The 20,566-nt window shown below is 72.1% G+C and carries 17 protein-coding genes and 1 riboswitch; of the genes, 9 read left to right on the top strand and 8 right to left on the bottom strand.

The genetic code is table 11. The annotated features are described in order from the left end of the window. Window positions 1-5: 5 nt before the first annotated feature. Together ACWDY5_RS28435 and ACWDY5_RS28430 are read left to right on the top strand one after the other, a co-directional pair. On the top strand, window positions 6-524 hold the full coding sequence (locus ACWDY5_RS28435; protein ID WP_449725223.1) for a hypothetical protein: 519 nt from the start codon (window positions 6-8) through the stop codon (window positions 522-524). Between the two features lie 35 nt (window positions 525-559). Next, window positions 560-1,864 carry a LuxR C-terminal-related transcriptional regulator gene (locus ACWDY5_RS28430; RefSeq protein WP_449725222.1) on the top strand — a complete coding sequence of 435 codons (1,305 nt, stop codon included), beginning with the start codon at window positions 560-562 and terminating at the stop codon, window positions 1,862-1,864. Here ACWDY5_RS28430 and ACWDY5_RS28425 read toward each other — a convergent pair. Beyond that, window positions 1,861-3,438, bottom strand: a complete 1,578-nt coding sequence (locus tag ACWDY5_RS28425; protein WP_449725221.1) for a cation:proton antiporter — start codon at window positions 3,436-3,438, stop codon at window positions 1,861-1,863. The genes ACWDY5_RS28430 and ACWDY5_RS28425 overlap by 4 nt on opposite strands. Before the next feature lie 189 nt (window positions 3,439-3,627). Between ACWDY5_RS28425 and ACWDY5_RS28420 the strand changes: the two genes are divergently transcribed. Further along, on the top strand, window positions 3,628-5,430 hold the full coding sequence (locus tag ACWDY5_RS28420; RefSeq protein WP_449725220.1) for a S8 family serine peptidase: 1,803 nt from the start codon (window positions 3,628-3,630) through the stop codon (window positions 5,428-5,430). Window positions 5,431-5,481: 51 nt separating this feature from the next. Here the strand turns inward: ACWDY5_RS28420 and ACWDY5_RS28415 are convergent, their stop codons facing one another. Next, window positions 5,482-6,111 (bottom strand): MBL fold metallo-hydrolase, encoded by a 630-nt coding sequence (locus ACWDY5_RS28415; RefSeq protein WP_449725219.1) that lies wholly within the window; start codon window positions 6,109-6,111, stop codon window positions 5,482-5,484. After that, the gene (locus tag ACWDY5_RS28410) at window positions 6,111-7,196 is read right to left on the bottom strand and encodes an S-(hydroxymethyl)mycothiol dehydrogenase (protein WP_449725218.1); all 1,086 of its coding nucleotides are present in this window, start codon (window positions 7,194-7,196) and stop codon (window positions 6,111-6,113) included. The genes ACWDY5_RS28415 and ACWDY5_RS28410 overlap by 1 nt, the downstream gene beginning before the upstream one ends. Window positions 7,197-7,406: 210 nt before the next feature. On the opposite strand from ACWDY5_RS28410, the gene ACWDY5_RS28405 reads away from it, so the two are divergent. Then, window positions 7,407-8,396, top strand: a complete 990-nt coding sequence (locus ACWDY5_RS28405; protein WP_449725217.1) for a LacI family DNA-binding transcriptional regulator — start codon at window positions 7,407-7,409, stop codon at window positions 8,394-8,396. Here ACWDY5_RS28405 and ACWDY5_RS28400 read toward each other — a convergent pair. Beyond that, window positions 8,388-10,211 (bottom strand): glycoside hydrolase, encoded by a 1,824-nt coding sequence (locus tag ACWDY5_RS28400; RefSeq protein ID WP_449725216.1) that lies wholly within the window; start codon window positions 10,209-10,211, stop codon window positions 8,388-8,390. The genes ACWDY5_RS28405 and ACWDY5_RS28400 overlap by 9 nt on opposite strands. 63 nt (window positions 10,212-10,274) lie before the next feature. Between ACWDY5_RS28400 and ACWDY5_RS28395 the strand changes: the two genes are divergently transcribed. Together ACWDY5_RS28395 and ACWDY5_RS28390 are read left to right on the top strand one after the other, a co-directional pair. After that, on the top strand, window positions 10,275-10,943 hold the full coding sequence (locus ACWDY5_RS28395) for a response regulator transcription factor (RefSeq protein ID WP_449725215.1): 669 nt from the start codon (window positions 10,275-10,277) through the stop codon (window positions 10,941-10,943). A 14-nt stretch (window positions 10,944-10,957) separates the two neighbouring features. After that, the gene (locus ACWDY5_RS28390; RefSeq protein ID WP_449725214.1) at window positions 10,958-12,250 is read left to right on the top strand and encodes a HAMP domain-containing sensor histidine kinase; all 1,293 of its coding nucleotides are present in this window, start codon (window positions 10,958-10,960) and stop codon (window positions 12,248-12,250) included. Here the strand turns inward: ACWDY5_RS28390 and ACWDY5_RS28385 are convergent. Continuing rightward, on the bottom strand, window positions 12,195-13,253 hold the full coding sequence (locus tag ACWDY5_RS28385; RefSeq protein WP_449725213.1) for an AraC family transcriptional regulator: 1,059 nt from the start codon (window positions 13,251-13,253) through the stop codon (window positions 12,195-12,197). The two genes, ACWDY5_RS28390 and ACWDY5_RS28385, sit on opposite strands and share 56 nt — an antisense overlap. 68 nt (window positions 13,254-13,321) lie before the next feature. Here ACWDY5_RS28385 and ACWDY5_RS28380 point away from each other — a divergent pair, with 68 nt between their 5' ends. Both ACWDY5_RS28380 and ACWDY5_RS28375 read left to right on the top strand, forming a co-directional pair. Next, the gene (locus ACWDY5_RS28380; RefSeq protein WP_449725212.1) at window positions 13,322-14,110 is read left to right on the top strand and encodes an alpha/beta hydrolase; all 789 of its coding nucleotides are present in this window, start codon (window positions 13,322-13,324) and stop codon (window positions 14,108-14,110) included. Between the two features lie 50 nt (window positions 14,111-14,160). Continuing rightward, a complete protein-coding gene (locus ACWDY5_RS28375; protein ID WP_449725211.1) occupies window positions 14,161-16,092 on the top strand; it encodes an N-acetylmuramoyl-L-alanine amidase in 1,932 nt (643 codons plus the stop codon). 44 nt (window positions 16,093-16,136) lie between these two features. Here the strand turns inward: ACWDY5_RS28375 and ACWDY5_RS28370 are convergent, their stop codons facing one another. Both ACWDY5_RS28370 and ACWDY5_RS28365 read right to left on the bottom strand, forming a co-directional pair. Next, window positions 16,137-16,868: a DUF4097 family beta strand repeat-containing protein gene (locus ACWDY5_RS28370; RefSeq protein WP_449725210.1), complete on the bottom strand. Its 732-nt coding sequence runs from the start codon at window positions 16,866-16,868 to the stop codon at window positions 16,137-16,139. Window positions 16,869-16,959: 91 nt separating this feature from the next. Next, complete coding sequence (locus ACWDY5_RS28365; RefSeq protein ID WP_449725209.1) at window positions 16,960-18,342, bottom strand: polysaccharide lyase 6 family protein; 1,383 nt, start codon at window positions 18,340-18,342, stop codon at window positions 16,960-16,962. 165 nt (window positions 18,343-18,507) lie between these two features. On the opposite strand from ACWDY5_RS28365, the gene ACWDY5_RS28360 reads away from it, so the two are divergent. After that, window positions 18,508-18,948, top strand: coding sequence for a hypothetical protein (locus ACWDY5_RS28360; RefSeq protein ID WP_449725208.1), 441 nt, complete (start codon window positions 18,508-18,510; stop codon window positions 18,946-18,948). A 9-nt stretch (window positions 18,949-18,957) separates the two neighbouring features. On the opposite strand, the gene ACWDY5_RS28355 is transcribed toward ACWDY5_RS28360, so the two are convergent. Beyond that, entirely contained in the window at window positions 18,958-19,944 is a 987-nt protein-coding gene (locus ACWDY5_RS28355; RefSeq protein ID WP_449725207.1) for an NADPH:quinone oxidoreductase family protein, read from the bottom strand. Between the two features lie 107 nt (window positions 19,945-20,051). Continuing rightward, a riboswitch (cobalamin riboswitch) is annotated at window positions 20,052-20,288 on the top strand. Window positions 20,289-20,566 lie beyond the last annotated feature (278 nt).

Here is a 20,566-nt window from a genome sequence, read left to right as displayed (position 1 = left end):
CAGTGATGATCATCTACGACATCGGCGCCAAGTCCGTGCAGGTCGAGCTGGCGCACACCGGCGGCGACTGGCAGCGCGCCGCGGTGGCCGCCTGGGTCAGCCGGTGGCGGCGGCAGCAGTGGCCGGAAGACCTGCTGGGGGTGGCCTGTCTGCCCAGTGTGGACGGCGCCTCGGTGCTGACCTGGAGCCAGTGGGCCACCGACGCCGAGCCCTGGTCGCTGTGGGGCCTGGACGGGCCGCCCGGCTACTCCTCCGGGCCGCGCACCTACCACCGACTGGGCCGGGTCGGCGCCCGGTCGGCGAGCCCTGGCTTCTTCGGCTTCACCCGCCTCGGCAACCTCGGCCAGGCCAGGGACTGGCTGGACGCGCTGCCCGCGCGGCCGAAGGCGGTGGCCGGTGAGCTCTACTTCCGGGAGGACGGCCGGGCCTTCCTCGGCCTGTCCGGCTGGCGCGAGCCGGTGGCCGACGGCTTCCGGGTGCACACCGCGCTCAGCGCGCCGGTTTCCGTCGGCGACCGGTCTTGAGCAGGCCCGGCACCCCGTGTGAGGATCATCGGACCATGCTGGAGGAATGGGTCGAGTCCGCGCGAGCGCTCCGGCTGCGCCTGGTGGAGGGCGGCCGGTGGGCCGAGGCGGACCGCGTGGTGGCCGAGGTCCTCGGCCGGGCCGTCGGCGTGCCCTCGACCACCGGGCCCGCACTGGCCGGACTGTCCTATGTGGCCGGTGGGCCCCGGCCGGACGCGGCGCGCTGTCCGGGCCGGCCGGATCCGCTGCCGCCGGAACGCGATCTGGCCATGCGGGCCATCCTGCTGACCAACCGCGGCGTGGACCGGGCGGGCAGCGTCGAGCTGGCCCAGCGGGTGCTGGACTCGGCGGCGTGGACCGAGGCGGGCAGCTTCTGGTACTCGGTGATGGCGCTGGCCTATGCCGGTGAGCTGACGGCCGCGCGGGCGCACTGCTCGCGGGCCACGGCCACCGAGGGCTGGGCGCGGTCGGCGCGGCAGCGGGACGCGCTGACCCTGTTGCGGGCCCGGCTGGCCACCTGGGCCGGGCAACCGCGGCAGGCGGCCGACGAGCTGGAGTCCTTGCTGGCGCGCGGGGTCTACCCGCAGTTCGCCGGGCTGAGCGTGGCCTGGCTGGCCGCCGCGCTGGTCGACCTCGGCGAACTGGACCGGGCCCGCGACCTCTTCCGCGAGCACGACCTGGACGGCGCGCTGGACACCGCGCCCGACCGCGCCGAGCTGCTCGCCGCCAGGGGCGCGCTGCACCGGGCGGAGGGCCAGTTCCTGTTGGGCTATCAGGACTTCCTGGCCTGTGGCCGGGAGCTGGACGGCTGGGCGGTGGCCAATCCGGCGGTGCTGCCCTGGCGGTCCCAGGCCGCGCTGTGCGCGCACGCGCTGCAACGCGGCCCGCTGGCCACCTCGCTGGCCAGGGCCGAGCTGGTGGCGGCCCGCCGCTGGGGCGCGCCACGGCCGATCGGGCGGGCGCTGCACGCGGCGGGCTGGGACTCCGCCGCGCAGCTCACCGAGGCCGCGGCCCTGGTGCACGGCGCCGATCTTGTGCAGGTGCGGCACGACCTCGGGCTGCTGCTGGCCGCGCGCGGGCAGCAGCTGGCCGCGGAGGAAGCCTTCGCCGCCGCGCGGGAGGCGGCGGCGATGCTCGGCAACACCCGCTGGGCCGCGCGCGCCGCGCCGCCCCGGTTGACCAGCCAGGAGGGCCGGATCGCCGCGCTGGTGCGGGCCGGGCTGAGCAACAAGGAGATCGCGGCCCGGCTCGGCGTGGTGGTGCGCACCGTGGAGCTGCACCTGTCCCAGGTCTACCGCAAGCTCGGGGTGTCCGGGCGGTCCGGGCTGATCCGCGGCTAGCGGGCCGCCTGCGCCGCGGCCTCTTCCAGGTCAAGGCGTTCCAGCTCGCCGCGCACGATGTCATCGGGCAGCTCCCCCGCCTTGCGCGCCCGCACCAGCGCGGTCCGCTGCGCGGCCAGCAGCTGCTGCCGCACAGTGAGCAGCAGGCCGCGTTCGGCCGGGGACATCCGGGTCTCGTCGGACTCCTTGCTGGCCGCCAGCGCGGTGGTGAACCGCTCCCGCAACCGCCCGAACGCCTCGGGGTCAGCGCCCTCCGGCGGAGTGCTCAGCGCCTGTTTGGCCGCGGCCCTGGTCACCTCCCTGGCCTTGGCCGCACCCAGTTCCGCGCGCCGCTGCTCCTCCGGGGCTTCCAGGCGCAGCCAGCGGATCAGCGGCGGCAGCGTGGGGCCCTGGATCAGCAGGGTGCCGACCGCGACCACAAACGCCAGCGCCTGGATCAGGTCCCGGCCAGGCACGGTGGCCGGCACCCCGGCCGCGGCGGCCATGGTGACCACACCGCGCATGCCGGTCCAGGAGATCACCGCCAGGTACTGCCACGGCAGCTGTTCCCGGACCAGGCGGCGACTCCGGCGCGGCAGGCCTCCGGTCAGCCGGCCGCGGAGCAGGCCACGGCCGTAGCTGAGGAAGACCCAGGCCGGGCGCACCAGCAGCACCGTGCCGAGCACCGCCGCCGCACCGAGGACGAAGGCGGGCCAGGAGATCCCGGTCGCGGCGAGCCCGGCGAAGACGAACTTGCACTGCAATCCCATGTAGGCGAAGACAAACGCCTCCAGCAGCACGTCCAGGCTGTGCCAGACCTGCCTGCCCTGCAACCGGGTGGCGAAGGAGGCGCGAGCGTCGTTGTGCCCCAGGGTGATCCCGGCCGCGACCACCGCTAGCACCCCGGAGGCGTGCACTTCCTCGGCCAGCAGGTAGGCGGCGAAGGGCACGATCAGCCCGAGCGCGGTCTCCAGCCCGCTGTCCCGCAGCCGGGACCGGATCCCGTGCACCACCAAGGCCAGCGCCAGTCCAATGAGGACACCGGCCAGCACGCCGTAGCCGAAGAGCAGGAACGGGTTGCCGAACAGGGTGTCCTTGCCGGTGGCCGCGGCCACCGCGAGGGTGAACAGGGTCAGCGCGGCCGCGTCGTTGACCAGGCTCTCCCCGGTCAGGATGGCCATCAACCGCTTGGGCAGCCCCAGTTTCCGGCCCACCGCCAGCGCGGCCACCGCATCCGGCGGGGCCACCACCGCGCCCAGCAGCAACGCCGGCAGCACCGCCAGGCCGGGCACCGCCCAGGCCGCGACCAGGCCGGTGACCGCGGCGGAGACCAGCACCATGCCCACGCCGAGGGACAGGATCGCGCGCAGGTTGCGGGCCAGGCTGACGAAGGAGAAGTCCAGCGCCGCGGAGTACAGCAGCGGCGGCAGCACCACAGTCAGGATCAGCTCCGGCGCCAGCTCGAAGCGCGGCAGGCCGGGGATGAAGGAGACCGCGGCGGCGATCACCACCACGACCAGCGCGGGTTGCAGGCCCTTGCGACTGGCCAGCGCGGTGATCCCGATCGCGCCGACGACCACCAGCAGCAGCTGCACCGCCCACCTCCACCGCCTCGGTGAGCCCGCACGGTAACCGAGCAGGCCGGGCCCCGCTGGCCGATGATCACCCGATCAGGGCCGGTCGGGCGCAATAGATAGGTACCCCTACGGATCCCCGCCCTGATTGTCCGGCTCACACCGCTGGCTGATGGTGACTTCCGCAACACCCCCTGCGAAGGAGTCACGATGCGACAAGGAAATCGGGCGGCGGTCCTGACCGCGCTCGGCGCGTTACTCGCGCTGGGTGCGGCCGCCGCGCCTGCCGCGGCAGCACCGGCCGAAGGCACGATCCGCGCCACGCCGGACGCGGTGGCGGGCAGCTACATCGTGGTGCTCAAGGACGGTCCGGCCGCGGCTGACGCGCTGACCGGCCAGTACGGCGGGCGGGTCACCGCCAGCTACGGCGCTGCCCTGCACGGCTTCGCCGCGAGCATGACCGAGAACCAGGCCAGGCGGCTGGCCGCGGACCCCAGGGTGGACTACGTGACCCAGGACGGGTTCGCGCGGGCCACCGACACCCAGAACGACCCGGAATGGGGCCTGGACCGCACCGACCAGCGGGACCTGCCGCTGGACAAGAAGTACAGCTACGCCAACGACGGCAGCGCGGTCACCGCGTACGTGCTGGACACCGGTATCCGCAACTCGCACCAGGAGTTCGGCGGCCGGGCCAAGAGCGGCTACGACTTCATCGACAACGACGCCGACGCCGCGGACTGCCACGGGCACGGCACGCACGTGGCGGGCACGGTCGGCGGCAGCCGGTACGGCTTGGCCAAGAAGGTCGACCTGGTCGGCGTGCGGGTGCTGAACTGCCAGGCCACCGGGCAGTGGTCGCAGATCATCGCCGGCATCGACTGGGTGGCCAAGAACGCGAAGAAGCCCGCGGTGGCCAACATGAGCCTGGGCGGCAACGGGTCCAACCAGGCCCTGGAAGACGCCGTGCGCAAGGCCATCAGCTCCGGCGTGACCTTCGTGCTGGCCGCGGGCAACTCCGGTCAGGACGCCTGCGGGTTCACCCCGGCGCGGGTGGCCGAGGCGGTGACCGTGGGCGCGACCATGTCCAGTGACAAGCGGGCGGACTGGCCGCAGTTCAACGCCTCCTCCAACTGGGGCTCCTGCCTGGACATCTGGGCGCCGGGCACGGACACCGTCTCGGCGGGGCACACCAGCGACACCGGCACCAAGTCGATGAGCGGCACCTCGATGGCCGCCCCGCACGTGGCCGGTGTGGCCGCGCTGTACCTCAACGAGAACCCCTCGGCGACCAACCAGCAGGTGCGCGACGCGCTGGTGAACAACTCCACCCCGGACAAGCTCGGCGACATCAAGCAGGGCTCGCCGAACCGGTTGCTGTACAGCGGTTTCATCGGCGGCACCCCGGTCACCAACGACTTCTCCGTGGCCGTGGACCCGGCCTCGGTGACCGTGGCCGAGCCGGGCGGTTCGGCCGAGGCGACGGTGGCGACCAAGGTGGTCAAGGGCCAGGCCGAGCCGGTGGAGCTGACCGCCAGCGGCCTTCCTTCGGGTGCGACCGCGTCCTTCTCCCCCGCCTCGGTGACCGCGGGCGAGAGCGCCAAGCTGACCATCGCGACCACCACCGGCACGCCGCAGGGCAGCTACCAGGTCACGGTCTCCGGCAAGTCCAAGTCGGCCACCCGCACCGCGACCGTGTCGCTGACCGTGGGCAAGCCGGGCGGCTCCCCGCTCGCCGTCTCGCTGTCCCCCGCCTCGGGCAGCGCGCGGCCGGGTGGCTTCCTGCAGACCAGGATCAGCGTGACCGGCGGCAGCGCGACGCTGTCCGCCAGTGGCGCGCCCTCGGGCACCAGCGTGCACTTCTCCCCCGCGCAGGTCTCCGACGGCGGCACCTCGACCGCGTTCATCTGGGTCGGCTTCAACACCGCGCCGGGCAGCTACAAGATCAGCATCACCGCGACCGGCGGTGACAGGACCGGCAGCGGCGAGTTCACCTTGAACGTCACCCGCTGACCGGATCCGGCGAGGGCTCCGCGCCGCGAGACGGAGTCCTCGCCGGACTTGTCAGTGCCCTCGGGTGATCCACTCCTGCAGGTTCGGCGCCTCGGCCCTGATCGTGGTGCTGCCGCCGTGCCCGGTGTGCACGGTGGTGTCCAGCGGCAGGGTCAGCAGCCGGTCCCTGATCGAGCCGATGATGGTGTCGAAGCTGCTGAACGAACGCCCGGTCGCGCCGGGACCGCCCTGGAACAGGGTGTCGCCGGTGAACACCACATCCAGCTCGGGCACGTGGAAGCAGCAGGCGCCCGGCGCGTGGCCGGGGGTGTGCAGCACGTGCACCGCGGTGCCGGCCACCTCGATCACCTGACCGTCCCGCAGCAGGTCGTCCGGCTCCCGGTCCGGGTGGGTCAGCTGCCACACCGGCAGGTCGTCGGGGTGCAGCAGGATCGGCGCGCCGGTGGCCTCGGCGAGCGCGGGGGCGAAGCGGATGTGGTCGTCGTGGGCGTGCGTGGCCAGGATCGCGGCCACCCGCCGGTCACCGATGACCCGCCGGATCGCCTCGACGTCGTGCGGGGCGTCGAAGACCACGCACTCCGCCTCATCGCCGAGCACCCAGACGTTGTTGTCCACGTCGAAGGTCTGCCCGTCCAGGCTGAAGGTGCCGGAGGTGACCGCGTGGTCGATCCGGACGCCCATCAGAAGACCACCACCGAGCGCAGCACGCCGCCGGTGTGCATCTTCTCGAACGCGCCCTCCACCCCGTCCAGCGGGATCTCCTCGGAGACGAAGGCGTCCAGGTCCAGGCGGCCCTGCCGGTACAGCTCGACCAGCATCGGGAAGTCCCGGCTGGGCAGGCAGTCGCCGTACCAAGACGACTTGAGCGCGCCGCCGCGGGAGAAGAAGTCGATCAGCGGCATCTCGATGGTCATCTCCGGGGTGGGCACGCCGACCAGCACCACGGTGCCTGCCAGGTCGCGGGCGTAGAAGGCCTGCTTCCAGGTCTCCGGGCGGCCGACCGCGTCGATCACCACATCCGCGCCGTTGCCGCCGGTGAGGTCCTGGATCGCCTTGACCGGGTCGGTCTCCCGCGCGTTGACCACGTGCGTGGCGCCGAAGCCCTTGGCCACCTCCAGCTTCCCGGGGTCCACGTCCACCGCGATGATGGTGTGCGCCCCGGACAGCGCCGATCCGGCGATCGCGCCGTCGCCGACCCCGCCGCAGCCGATCACCGCCACCGAGTCGCCGCGCCCGACCCCGCCGGTGTTGATCGCCGCGCCGATCCCGGCCATCACCCCGCAGCCGAGCAGCCCGACCGCGGCCGCCCGCGCTTCCGGGTCGACCTTGGTGCACTGCCCCGCGGCGACCAGCGTCTTGTCCGCGAACGCGCCGATGCCCAGCGCCGGGGTCAGCGGGGTGCCGTCGGTCAGCGTCATCGGCTGGGCCGCGTTGTGCGTGTTGAAGCAGTACCAGGGCCTGCCCCGGCGACAGGCGCGGCACTGGCCGCAGACCGCGCGCCAGTTCAGCACCACGAAGTCACCGGGCTCGACCTCGGTGACGCCCTCGCCGACCGCCTCCACCACGCCGGCGGCCTCGTGGCCGAGCAGGAACGGGAACTCGTCGTTGATACCGCCCTGGCGGTAGTGCAGGTCGGTGTGGCAGACCCCGCAGGCCTGCACCTTCACCACCGCCTCGCCGGGCCCGGGGTCCGGTACCACGATCGTCACCAGCTCGACGGGCGCGTTCTTGCTCCTGGCGATGACGCCACGGACCTCCTGAGCCACGGTGCTCTCCTCTCGCTGTCCCCGGCCACGGTTGCAGACATGCGCATCATTCGCCACGCCTGAGCTGGTGTCGTCAACCGAGTGGATCAATGCCCGGCCGGGCGAAAAGCGCAACGTGCAGGCAAACGATTTCGCCAAGATTCTTTCTTAATTTGCGGCAGGGTCAATAGGGTGTCCGCGGGGACAGCGCGCAGCAAGGGGTCAGACAAGTTGGCGACGATCAGTGATGTAGCCGCACGGGCAGGGGTGTCCACCGCGACGGTCTCGCGGGCGTTGAACGGCAAGTCCACCGTGGACCCGGAGCTGGTGAGCCGGGTCAGGGCGGCGGCGAAGGAGCTCGGGTACCGGCCGAACGGGCTGGCCCGCAACCTGCGCCGCCAGGAGACCGCGGTGCTCGCCTTGATCATCTCAGACGTGGAGAACCCGTTCTTCACCGCCATCGCCCGCGGGGTCGAGGACACCGCGCAGGCCGGTGGTTACCAGGTGGTCCTGTGCAACTCCGATGAGAACGCGGACAAGGAGCGGCGCTACGTCGAGGTGGCGCTGAGCGAGCGGGCCGCGGGCGTGATCGTCTCGCCCTCGGGCCTGCCCGGCGGCCTCGACCCGCTCTTCGACAGCGGCACGCCGGTGGTCGCGGTGGACCGCAGGGTGCCGGACCGGCCCTGCGACATGGTGCTGGTGCACAGCAGGCAGGGCGCCAGGCAGGCCACCGAGCACCTCATCGAGCAAGGGTACCGGCGGGTGGCCTGCCTGACCGGCCCGGCCGGGGTGCCCACCGCCGACGACCGCGCCGCGGGCTATCGGGACGCACTCGCCGGAACCGGGCGTCCCGAGCTGCTGCGCCGGGCCGAGTACCGGGCCGCGGGCGCGCAGGTCGCCGCGACCGAGCTGCTCGGCGGGCCGGACCGGCCGGACGCGCTGCTGGTGGGCAACAGCGCGATGGCGGTTGGCGTGCTGGCCGCGATGCGCGAACTGGGGCTTCGGGCCGGGTCGGACCTGGGGCTGGTGTCCTTCGACGACGCGCCGTGGACCACGCTGCTGGAACCGCAGCTGAGCGTGGTCACCCAGCCCGCCTACCAGATCGGCGTGCAAGCCACCCAGCTGCTGCTGGCCCGGATCGCCAACCCGGCCCGACTACCGAGCACGGTGACCCTGGACGCCGAGGTCATCGTGCGCGGCAGCTCGCTCCGGTCACCATGAGCCAGGGCAGTACTCGGCTGACACGTTGGTCCGCACGCAGCCGGAACGGAAGTCCGCCCGCACCCGCAGCAGGCCGTCGCCGAACTCGGTCTCCTGCACCAGCGGATCGCCGTTCACCCTCCTGAACCCGGTCATCGCCGCCGCGCCGGCGAGCTTGTGCAGCGGTGAGAACGCCCGGTGCAGCTCGGCGATCCGCTCGCCGTGCCGGTCCAGCTCGCCCTTGTCCAGCACCAGGTTCGGCGGGGTGTTGTACAGCATCGCGAGCAGGATGCGGTCCTTGGCCAGCGCGGGCAGCTTGGACAGTGGCAGCTCCCAGCGGTCGGTGGCGATCAGCGAGTCGTGCAGCACGGTCTGGTACAGCGGGACCCGCACCGCCGGGTCGAACATGAACCGGGTCAGCTCGGCGGAGAGCTCCACCGGCTTGAAGAAGAACGCCGGGGCGCGCTCCGGATACCAAGGGCCCCAACCCTTCTGCTCGGCCCAGAGCGCGTCGGCGACCGGGGTGAGCGAGCCGTGGTTGAAGGCCAGCACCCGGTTCGCCCAGCCCGCCGCGGTCTCCGAACCGAGCACCAGGCCTCGCTCGCCGGAGAGGTAGGCCATCCGCGCCAGGCGGTTACGGCGGTCCTGTTCCTGGGTCATCGGATGGGCCGGTGAGTGGTCGTCGAAGAGCTGGCCCGCGGCGTCCACGTCCAGGAAGTAGGTCTCAGCGCCGTTGGCGGTCCACTTCCGCACCCGGTCCCGGTAGACGTCGCTGCTCAGCGCGGCCGTGCTGAGGTAGCAGCCGCGGCCGCCGAAGCCGGTCCGCGGGCTGCCGTCGGCCTTGCGCACGCAGCCCTCCGGCCACAGGTTGCCCGGCCAGACCGAGCCCGGGTTGTCCGCGGTGGCCGGGTCCTGGGCGTTGTCCCAGGAGTCGTAGGGCCCAGCCAGGAAGCCCGCCTGCCGGGCCGCGGTGATCGCCTCCTTGCTCATCGGTTCGCCGTCGTAGCCCAGCCACAGCCGGTCCAGGCCCAGTTCCTGGAGCCTGCGCACGCCCTCGACCTCCCTGGCCTGGCCCCAGCCGTAGGCGTGCAGCGCGCCGAGCAGTTTGCCGGCCGCCGGGTTGGCCTTGATCTTCTCCGTCAGGCTGCCCAGCATGCCCTTGGCGGCCAGGAACCGGCGGTAGTCCGCCGCGGCGGCCACCGGTGAGCCGTCGGTGAGTCCGATGTCCACGGTGAACTCCGGAGTCCGCTCGTCGAAACGGTGTTCGGCGGTCGCGTGCAACCGATTGTCCACAGTGGACACTTCTAGTTCGGTGCCGATGTCGGTGGACACCAGGTAGCTCACCCCGCGCCCGGCCAGCTGCTGGCCCCAGAACGGCAGCGTCATCCCGTCGGTCAGCGCCACCTTGCCCAGCCGGCCGGCCCACCAGGTGTCCCGCACCGGCACGGACAGGCCCTCGCCTCGCGGCAGCACCAGTCGGCTGCTCGCCGGGTCGGCGCCGGTGACCGGCCAGCGCAGACTGCCCGATCCACCGTGGACGGTCACCCGCAACCGGCCGTCCCGCACCCCGGCCCGGACCCGGTAGCCGCGCTCGGGGTACTGCCAGCTCACGCCGTCCCCGTTGCGCCGCAAGCCCTCCACCCGGCCCAACCCGTCAACACCTCGTGACACCAGCGCCGCGCCGGTGATCTCCATTGTGGACGGATCCACCCGCACAGCCCCGCCTGCCAGCGAGAACCGCAGCAGGTTCACCGGTTCCGCGTGCGCGGGCAGCGCCGCGAGCAGCAGGGCGAGGGTGAGTCCGCCGGACACCATTCGTTCACGTGATCTTCGCACTCGGTCACCATGTCGGGTGCAGATGAGAGTCGGGTGAGAATCCCTTGGCTACCATCGAGAGCGATGCGGGTACTGGTGGCTGAGGACGACGACGTCGTGCGCACGGCGGTCGAGCTGGCGCTGAGCGCCGAGGGCCACGAGGTGCGCTCGGTGACCGACGGCGGGCTGGCTCTGGCGGAGATCGCGGATTGGCGGCCGGACGCGGTGGTGCTGGACCTGCTGATGCCCTTCACCGACGGCCTCACCGTGTGCCGCCGGTTGCGGGCGGGCGGTGACCGGACCCCGGTCCTGGTGCTGACCGCGCGGGACGCGGTCGGCGACCGGATCGCCGGGCTGGACGCCGGGGCCGATGACTACCTGGTCAAGCCCTTCGACCTGGCCGAGCTGCTGGCCAGGGTGCGCGCGCTGCTGCGGCGGGCCTACCCGGAGGACCCGGCGATCCTGCGGCACGGGGACCTCACCGTGGACACCGAGGCCAGGCTGGTGCGGCGCGGCGACCGGCGGATCGAGTTGAGCCGCACCGAGTTCGCCCTGCTGGAGGTGCTGGCGCGCAACGCGGGCCGGGCGCTGCCCCGGGAGTCGATCATCGACCGGGTGTGGGGGCCCGGACTGTCCACGGCGAACTCGCTGGCGGTGTACATCCGGTACTTGCGCGGCAAGCTGGAGACCCCCGGCGAGCCGCCGTTGCTGCACACCGTGCGGGGTCTTGGTTATCGTCTGGGTGATCCATGAGGCGCCGATGGCCGTTGCGCGTCAGAATCGCAGTCACCGGCGCGGTGGCGGTCGCGCTGACGTCCACGGCAATGGCGGTGGCCGCCTACCTGCTGATCGCGGGTGAACTGCACCGATCGACCGACCTCGGCTTACAGCGGGAGGTGACTCGGCTGAAACGCGCGGCTCCCGACGCCTGGATCCCCGCCGGCCCCTGCGAGTTCATCACCGCGCCCGCGTGCGCGCAGAAGGTGACCGCGGACGGGCGCATCACCGACGACGCCGGCCTGCCGGTCACCGAGGAGACCCGCGCGGTCGCCGCTGGCCACCGGACCGCCTTCTTCAGCGCCGCCACCGTCGGCGGCCACCCGGTCCGGATGCTCACCTCCCCGCTGGCCGAGGGGCTGGCGGTGCAGGTCGCGGTCCGCTCCGACCGCACCGACGACAGTCTCACCCGGATCGGCTGGGCGCTCATCGGCGCCGGGCTGGTCGGCGTCGCGGTGGCCGCCGCGGCCGGATACCTGGTGGCGCGCACCGGTTTGCGGCCGGTGGCCACGCTGACCGAGGCGGCCGAGCGGGTGGCGGCGAGCCGGGATCCGCAGGCGCGCATCGAGGTTGACGGCGCGGACGAGCTGGCCAGGCTCTCCGCCGGGTTCAACACCATGCTCGTCGAACTGGACGCAGCCCTTGCCGCACAACGACAACTGGTCGCCGACGCCTCGCACGAGCTGCGCACCCCGCTGACCGGGCTGCGCGCCAACATCGACCTGCTGCGCCGCGCCGACCAGCTCACCGAGAGCCAGCGCGGTGACGTGCTCGCCGCGCTGCACACCCAGGCCACCAAGCTGACCACCCTGGTCACCGACCTGATCGACCTGGCCCGCGGCGAGGAAGCCGGTGACCCCACCGAGGAGCTGCGGCTGGACCTGCTGGTCGAGCACGTCACCGCCGAGGTGGGCACGCACTGGCCGCGCACCGCGTTTGTGCTCGACCTGGACCCGACCGTGATCACCGGCCAGCCCGGCCGCCTGGCGCGGGCGGTGCGCAACCTGCTGGACAACGCGGCCAAGTTCAGCCCGCCCGGCGGGGTGGTGCGGATCTCCTTGCGGGACAAGGAGTTGTGCGTGCGGGACCACGGTCCGGGGATTCCGGTCGAAGACCTGGGTCGGGTGTTCGAGCGCTTCTACCGCTCCCCCGCCGCCCGGTCGCTGCCGGGTTCGGGGCTGGGGCTGGCGATCGTCGGCCAGGTGGCGCGGGCGCACGGCGCGCGGGTCAGCGCCGAGCGTCCCCAGGACGGCGGAACGTTGCTGCGCCTGCGTTTCCGCTGACCTCCGCGCGGATCCGGCTGGGCGTGGTGCCGAACCACCGCCGGACCGACCGGCTCATCGCCGACTGCTCGGAGAAGCCCAGCGCGGCGGCGGTGTGGCTCAACGGGATCCGGGTCTCGCGCAGCAGCCGCCAGGTCGCCGCCCGGTAGACCTCGGTGCGGATCTCCTCGAAGGTGGCGCCCTCCGTGGTGAGCCGCCGTTGCAGGGTGCGCGGGTGCAGGCCGAGCAGCGCGGCGATCTCCTCCTTGGTGCCCCGGCTGACGCCGATGGTGCTCTTGAGGGTGTTCCGCACCCGCGCGGAAACCCCGTGCTCGGCCGGGGGCTGACGGGCGGCGAGGTAGGCGGCGGCCCGCTCGCGCAGCCGCGGCTGGCTGCCGATCATGCTCGCGGTCAGGACCTCGCGGCCGAAGTGCAGGCCGGCGTAGGGCTGGGCGAAGAACACGTTGGCGCCGAAGCAGTCCCGGTACTCCTCGGGACGACCGGTCGGCGTGTGCGGGATGGAGACGCCCTTCGGCCGCAGCTCGGCGGGCACCAGCGCCCGCGCCATCCGGAAGGCCGAGGCCAGGAAGCCGTCCAGCAGCTGCCGCTGCGGGACCCCGGTGGCCAGGCGGACGTCGAAGCGCAGGGTGAGGCAGCCGGGCAGCTGACGACTGGGGTCTTCCAGGGCGAGCTCGTAGGCCGGGCTGTGCACGAACAGGTACCGGGAGACCGTGCGCAGCGCCTCGGCCACGGTCGCGGTGTCCTGGATGACCACGGCGAGCAGGCCCAGCACCGTGGGGTCCTGGCGGCTGCCCAGCCGGAGGCCGAAGGTGGGACACCGGTGCTGCTGGGCGGCGTGCTCCAGCAGCAGGGCGACGGCGGGCAGGGAGACCATGGCCTCGGGGTCGCGCAGGGACTCCGGGTCCAGCCCGCTCTGCCTGACCAGCGGTTCCGGGTCGCCGCCGAGGTCGCGGACCAGGCCGTGGAAGCCCTGGAGGGCGCCTGCGCGCACCGACTCGTCCACGATGGCCAGTGTCGCCGGGTGTCTCGATATGTCAAGAACGGGCCGCGGCGGAGGGGAAGGGTGCGCGCATGGCGAAGCAGGACCTCATCCTCATCCACGGCACCTGGGGCAACGGCGAGAACTGGGGCGAGTTCGGCACGGAGCTGGCGGCCAGGGGTTTCCGCGTGCACCGGCCCACCGCGCGCCACCACGGCAGTCCCCGGCAGGTCGACGTGTGGGCGAACGCGCAGCGGATGACGAAGCTCGGGCTGCTCGACTTCGTGGCCGACTACGCCGAGCTGGTCGAGCGGATGGAGACGCCGCCGATCATCGTCGGGCACTCCCTCGGCGCGCTGCTGGCCCAGCTGCTCGCGGCCAGGGTGCCGCACCGCGGCCAGATCCTGCTCGGCACCGCGCCGGCCTGGGGCATCACCACCTTCGACCTGGCGCCGATGGCGCTGTGGGGCCGGTACCTCCCGCAGTGGCTGGCCGGTCAGCCGATGTACCCGGTGTCGAAGAAGGTCTGGGACAGCCACATCTGCAACGCCACGCCCAGGGAGATCTCCGACCCGTTCTACGCCAGCCTGTGCGCGGAGTCCGGCACCGTCTACCGGCAGATGGTGCTGTGGTTCCTGGACCGCAAGCGGCGGGCGAAGGTGGACTACGCGGCCAGCGACGCCCCGGTGCTGGTCATCGCCGGTGAGCACGACCGGTGCACGGTGCCCAGGATCGGCCGGGTGACCGCGCGCAAGTACGGCGCGCGCGGGAGCTTCGTGCAGATCCCCGGCGCGGACCACATGATGAACGCGGGGACCCACCTGCCGGCCACGATGAAGGCGATCGACGAGTGGCTGGACCGCCACCAGCTACGGCCTTAGCTCCTTGTGGACTATTGCCACACAAGCGGACCTCTGAGAAAGATGTCCACATGTCCGCTGTACGGCGTCATCTCGCGCTGGGGGCCGCGTTCGCGGTGCTCGGCGCGCTGCTCAGCCCGGTGTCCGCGACCGCCGCTCCGGCGGACCGGCAGGACGCGTTCACGGCCGCCGCCACCGAGTTCGGCGTGCCACCGACGGTGCTGCTCGGCGTCGGCTACCTGCTCTCGCGCTGGGACGCCAACGCGGGCGAACCCAGCCGCGGCGCGGGCTTCGGCCCTCTGCACCTCACTGATGCGCGGGGCCTGGGCGTCGCCCCGGACACCCACCACGGGGACGGCGCCGAGGACCCGCGCGGGGACACCGCCCGCCCGCTCCAGCTGCCCGAGCCCGCACCGGCAGGCGTCTCCCCCGCCGGGTTGCAGACCATCGACCTGGCCGCCCGGCTGACCGGGATCGCGCCCTCGGCGCTGCGGTCGGACCCGGTGGCCAACATCCGCGGCGGCGCGGCCGTGCTCGCGCAGTACCAGCGCGAGCTCGGCGGCGGCAGCGCACCCGCGGACTGGTACGGCGCGGTGGCCCGCTACAGCGGCGCGAACGACACCGCGACCGCGCGCCGGTTCGCCGACGAGGTCTTCGAGCTGCTGCGCACCGGGACCGAGCGGGTCACCGACGACGGCCACCGGGTGCGTCTGGCCGCCAATCCCGGCATCAGCCCACGAGTGTCCCAAGTGGACGGTCTGGGGCTGCGTGCGCCGAAGCCGCATGCCACCGAGTGCCCGAAGAACCTGGGCTGTGAGTGGGTTCCCGCGCCGTACGAGCACTACGACCCGAGCAAGCCGGGCAGCTACGGCAACCACGACCAGGCCGACCGCCCACGCGACCTGAAGATCAAGTACATCATCGTGCACGACACCGAGGGCTACTACGACACCACGCTGAAGCTGGTGCAGAACCCGAAGTACGTGAGCTGGCAGTACACCCTGCGCTCGGCCGACGGCCATGTGGCGCAACACGTCCGGGCCGAGGACGTGGCTTGGCAGGCCGGGAACTGGTACGTCAACACCCACTCCATCGGCCTGGAGCACGAGGGCTTCGCGGCCAAGGGCACCTGGTACACCGAGGCGATGTACCGCTCCTCGGCCCGGCTGGTCCGCTACCTGGCCAAGAAGTACGACATCCCACTGGACCGGGCGCACATCCTGGGCCACGACAACGTGCCCGGCACCACCCCGGCCACCGTGCGCGGCATGCACTGGGACCCGGGCCCCTACTGGGACTGGGCGCACTACTTCGACCTGCTCGGCGCGCCCTTCCACGCCAGCACCGGACCGTGGGCCGGGATCGTGACCATCAAACCGGACTACGCGGCCAACCACCCGGTGATGTACGGCTGCGACAGCGCCAAACCCGCCGACCCCTGCCCGGTGCGCGGCACCACCTCGGTGTTCCTGCACACCGAACCGCGCGCGGACGCCCCGCTGGTCAAGGATCCCGGGCTGCGGCCGGACGGCAGCAACAGCACCCGGCACGTCAGCGACTACGGCGGCCGGGTGGACACCGGCCAGCGGTTCGCGGTGGCCGAGCGCCGCGGCGAGTGGACCGCGATCTGGTACCTGGGCCAGCAGGCCTGGTTCCACAACCCGCGCGCGAAACCGGCCGCGGTCAACAGCACCGGGTACGTGGTCACCCCGCGACCTGGCCTGACCGAGGTGCCGGTGTTCGGCCGGGCCTATCCCGAAGAAGCCGCGTACGCGGGCACCGGGGTGCCGTACCAGCCGATCGCGCCGTTGCAGTACACGATGCGCGCGGGCGAGAAGTACGTGCTCGCCGAGCACGACGTGCCCACCGACTACTACTTCGCGCAGAACTGGGCAGGCCCGCGCACGGTGGTGCGCGGCAAGGATCGGTACTACCAGGTGTTCTTCGGCCACCGCGCGTTCTTCGTCAAGGCGGCGGACGTCCGGGTCAGCCCCAGCTGGTAGCGCCAGCGCTCGGCGGACCGGCCCTCACCGGTCCGCCGGGCGCGCTAGGCGTAGCGCACGGTCACATCACCGGAGTCGGTGTGCGCGCTGATCGCACGCGGGCTGCCCGCCTCCTCGGTGACCGAGACGGTCCGCTTGCCCGACTGGACCTTGGCGTCGACCTGGTACCCCGCGGGTTCCTTGGGCACGCCGATCTCGATCGTGCCGCTGCCCGCATTGGCGGTCACATTGCCCGGCGCGGCGGTGAAGTTGACCCTGATGTCGCCGGAGTCGGTGCGCAGCTCGGCCTTGGGTGAGCGCGCGCCGGTGGCGGTGACCGTGCCGGAGTCGGCCTTGACGACCAGCGCGGCGACCGGGTTGTCCGCGCGCACGTCGCCGGAGTCGGTCTCCAGGTTCAGCTCGCCGGTGACATCGCGCACCGTGATCGAGCCGGAGTCGGTGCGCAGCTTCGCCGAGACCGCGGCGGGCACGGTGAGCACGTAGCTGATCGAGCAGTTGTTGGAGCAGGTCGGCGGGTGCACGCGCAGGGTGTCGCCGTCCCACTCCTCGCGGTACGCCGGCTTGCTGGTGCCCCACTCCAGCTTCCTGGTGATGCCGACCTTGTTGTCCGCGCCCGCGCGCACCTCGACGTCACCGCTGTCCAGGGTCACCTCGACCCGGCTGACCTTCCGGTCGTGGTCCTGCTGCTGGGTCTCCCGGTTGGCCGCGAACCCGAAACATCCGCTGAGCGCCGCCAGACCCGCGAGCAGCACCACCCCCACCTTCAGCGTCCTCATGCGCAGACCGTAACGAGCCCGCGGCCGGGCGCACGAGCGGGCTATCCCCTCCGGCGGGGGTGGTGCCAGCCCTACCCCCGCCGGAAGTGGATCACGGCGCCGAGGGTCCGACGTCGGACTTCTGCAGCGGCTTGCGGGCCACCGAGCCGCCGAACTCGTCCGCGCCCACGTCCAGCTTGCCGCTGCGCGCGTGCGGGTCGAAGTCGGTGGTGACGAAGGAGTAGCTGCCCACGCCGGCGTCGATGGCCGGGCTGCCCGAGCTCAACCGCTTGAGCCCGTTGGCGTCCGTGGTCAGCTTCGGGTCGACGTTGCGGTAACCACCGGCGGGCATGCCCGCGCTGGCGCCGTGGGCGATGTTGCCCTCGTACTTCACCGTGGAGCCGCTGCGCATCGCCACCAGCGAGCCGGAGCTGCCGACGATGATGTTGTTGGCCAGCACGCAGTCCTTGGGCAGGAAGGTGCCGCCGTCGCTGTCCACCACGGAACTGGTGCCCAGCAAGGTGTTGTAGGCGACCGTCACCCGGTCCGGCCGGTCGTGCCCGGTGCTGGCCGGCCCGCTGTCGGCCTCCGAGCCCTTGCCGAAGACCAGCGCCCGGCCGCCACTGGCCGCCACGTAGTTGTTGATGATCTTGTGGTCGTTGCCGTGGAAGCGGATGCCGGTGTTGCCCAGCAGCAGGTTGCCGTCCACCGTGTTGCGATGCCCGTGCCGCAGCACGATGTAGCCCTTGCTGTCCCGGATGGTGTTGTGCCGCACGGTGGTCTCGGAGGCCTTGACCGAGATCGCCTCCGGGTCGCCGTTGGCCTTCTCGAACAGGTTGTGCTCGATCACGCCACCGGAGTTGTAGCTCTGCTTGTGGCTGAAGCCGAAGCGGATCGCCTCACCGCCGTTGGCCCCGGTGAAGCCGTGGTTGTAGAAGTAGTTGTGGTGGATCTTGGTGCGCTTGGCGATGTCGTCACTGGGCCCGGAGACCTGCAGGAAGACCCCGGCGCTGGTGCGGTTCTGGAAGGTGTTGCGGTCCACCTCAACGTCGTTTCCGCTGACGGTGACCCAGTTCCCGTCCGAGCTGAACTGGAACGTGTTGCGGCTCAACCGGATGTGGTGCGCGCCGGTGGGCACCGACAGCGAACCGCCGTGCCGCAGCGAGAACCCGTTGAGGGTCACGTAGCTGATGTTGCCGTCGAAGGCGAAGCCGGTGGAGCCGGTGATGACCGCCTTGCCGACGTTCGCGGCGGTGACCTCGATCGGCGCGGCTGAGGTGCCCGAGCGGCGGATGGTGATCGGGCTGGAGGCGTTGTAGGTGCCGTCGGCCAGTTCGATCCGGTCGCCGGGCTTGGCCGAGTTCAGGGCGTTCTGCAGGGCGGAAAGGCTGTTCACCCGTATCGGCGCGGCGGAGTCCGCGGTGGCAGCTGAGGGCAGGGTAAGGACCAGTGCCGCTGCCAGCACGGGCAACAGCACGGCGGTGTTTCTTCTCATGTGCCAGCTCTCCAGTGAGTCGGCGCGGCGGTGAGCACAAGCTAGGGACACATCCGATGTCTAGTCAAGAACCTTGCCGAATCCCACAGTGCACGGATGTGAAAGGGCAGGTCCTGTCCCTGGAACGAGGTGGACCGCTTCGCGGGCCGGCCCTGAGATGAGCGGATGAGCCCAGCGACGATCACCGGCTTCAACAGCATGCTGCCCACCGAGAGCCACCCGAGCCCCGGCGAGCGTTTCGAGCACACCGGGCCGGGCTGGAGCTCCGCGTCCTTCTACGCGCCGTGGCACGCCGGGCCGCCGACGCCCAAGTACCGGTGGTCGATGTTCGACACCGCCGCCCAGGCGGTCGGCGATCTGGTGCGCTGCCTGGACGACGGGTTCGCGGGCGAGCAGAGCCGCCAAGCCGCCAGGGTGCTGCTCGACTGCGGGCCGCCAGGAGAGCTGGTGCTGTCGGTCTCCCTGGACTGGGTGTGCGTGGTCCACCAGGTGCGCGCCGGCGTGCACCTCAGCGATGCCGCGGACGCCTTCTTCACCGGGTGGCGCAACGCGATGTTCGACCGGCGCTTCGAGCTCATCAACGCCAATCGTCCGATGATTTGCTGACGCCGGGCGTCAGTCCATGGTCACCACGACCCGGCCGACGGTGTCGCCCTCGGCCAGCTTCTGCACGCCTGCCGCCGCCTCGGCCAGCGGCAGCCGCTCGCTGACCAGCGGGTCGACCAGGCCCTCCCCGGCCAGCGTGGACAGCTCCAGGTGCGCCTGCCGGACCAGGGCCGGGTCCTTGTGCGTGTACAGGCCCCAGTGCAGGCCCAGCAGCGAGTAGTTCTTGACCAGGGCATGGTTCATCGCGGCGCTGGGGATCTCACCGCTGGCGAAGCCGACGATGACGATCCGGCCCTCGAAGGCGATCACCTTGGTGGAGGCGCGGAAGGAGTCGCCGCCGACCGGGTCGTAGACCACGTCCACGCCGCGGCCGCCGGTGAACTCCTTCACCGTGGCGATCACGTCCTCCTGCTTGCGGTCGATCACCAGGTCCGCGCCCAGCTCCTTGGCCACCTCGGCCTTGCGCGCCCCGCCGACCACGCCGATCACGGTGGCGCCGGCGGCCTTGCCGAGCTGGATGGCCGCACTGCCAACGCCGCCGGCCGCGGCGTGCACCAGCAGGGTCTCGCCCTCGGCCAGCCCGGCCCTGCGGTGCAGGCCGAACCAGCCGGTCTGGTAGGCGATGTGGAACCCGGCGGCCTGCGCGTCGTCCAGCGCCTCGGGTGCGGGCAGCAGCTCGGTGGCGCCGACCGCCACGTACTCGGCCAGCCCGCCGTGCGGCGGCGCGGGCGTGGCGATGACCCGGTCGCCGACCGCGAACCCACTGGCGCCCTCACCGAGCGCGACCACCTCACCGCAAAGCTCGACCCCCGGAGTGAACGGCAGCGGCGGGCGGACCTGGTACTGACCCCGGCACAGCAGCGCGTCCGGGAAGTTCAACGCGGTCGCGCGGACCTTCACCAGCACCTGTCCCGGCCCGGCGACCGGCTCCGGGACCTCGTCCAGCCGGAGCACGTCCCGCGGCTCGCCCAGCTCGTGCACACGCCATGCCCGCACCCTGCACCTCCACGCACCGTGATCAGTACACCCCCATCGTGTCATGTCCCGCCGACACGCGACACACGGCCATATTGGGTGCGCTTGCGCGGGCTACCCCTACATGTAGTATCCGTTGCGCTGATGGTTCGCCGGGCACGCAAACGCCAGGCGAGGCAACAGGGAACCCGGTGCGACTCCGGGACTGCCCCGCAGCGGTGAGTGGGAACGACCGCCGTCACCGGCCGAGCACCAGGGCCGGTACAGCACTGGACGCCACGGTCCGGGAAGCGACGGCCAGTAGGTGCGCCAGCGCTTGGCGCGTGCCCGCGAGTCCGAAGACCTGCCGTCAGCGGGCGCACCGCCGGTGCGCCTGGTTCGCGGTCTCGTGGGAAGGCCGAGCGGACGACTGGGCGACGCACGCGCGCGCCCCGGTCGGCCCTCGCCTGCCTCTGACTCCGCGGCCCACTGACGCCGACGCTCGCGAGGAGAGACGACCTGTATGACCGCATCGCCTGCGAGCTGTAGCGAGCCTCAGAGCTAAGCCAGCTTCACCCCGCTCTTCCCCAGCGACGGCAACCGAACCCGGCCCCGGGTCCTCGGCCGCCCGGCGCTGCCCTCATCCGTCCAGCACACCTTTTGG

The sequence above is a fragment of the Crossiella sp. NPDC003009 genome, assembly GCF_053591555.1.
Note: the sequence above shows the minus strand (reverse complement) of the source record. Positions and strands in the feature narration are given on the sequence as shown.

Coding starts and splice junctions, on each gene's coding strand:
- ACWDY5_RS28435 (WP_449725223.1), top strand. CDS start 6: ATGATCATCTACGACATCGGCGCCAAGTCCGTGCAGGTCGAGCTGGCG.
- ACWDY5_RS28430 (WP_449725222.1), top strand. CDS start 560: ATGCTGGAGGAATGGGTCGAGTCCGCGCGAGCGCTCCGGCTGCGCCTG.
- ACWDY5_RS28420 (WP_449725220.1), top strand. CDS start 3,628: ATGCGACAAGGAAATCGGGCGGCGGTCCTGACCGCGCTCGGCGCGTTA.
- ACWDY5_RS28415 (WP_449725219.1), bottom strand. CDS start 6,111: ATGGGCGTCCGGATCGACCACGCGGTCACCTCCGGCACCTTCAGCCTG.
- ACWDY5_RS28395 (WP_449725215.1), top strand. CDS start 10,275: ATGCGGGTACTGGTGGCTGAGGACGACGACGTCGTGCGCACGGCGGTC.
- ACWDY5_RS28380 (WP_449725212.1), top strand. CDS start 13,322: ATGGCGAAGCAGGACCTCATCCTCATCCACGGCACCTGGGGCAACGGC.
- ACWDY5_RS28375 (WP_449725211.1), top strand. CDS start 14,161: ATGTCCGCTGTACGGCGTCATCTCGCGCTGGGGGCCGCGTTCGCGGTG.
- ACWDY5_RS28370 (WP_449725210.1), bottom strand. CDS start 16,868: ATGAGGACGCTGAAGGTGGGGGTGGTGCTGCTCGCGGGTCTGGCGGCG.
- ACWDY5_RS28365 (WP_449725209.1), bottom strand. CDS start 18,342: ATGAGAAGAAACACCGCCGTGCTGTTGCCCGTGCTGGCAGCGGCACTG.
- ACWDY5_RS28360 (WP_449725208.1), top strand. CDS start 18,508: ATGAGCCCAGCGACGATCACCGGCTTCAACAGCATGCTGCCCACCGAG.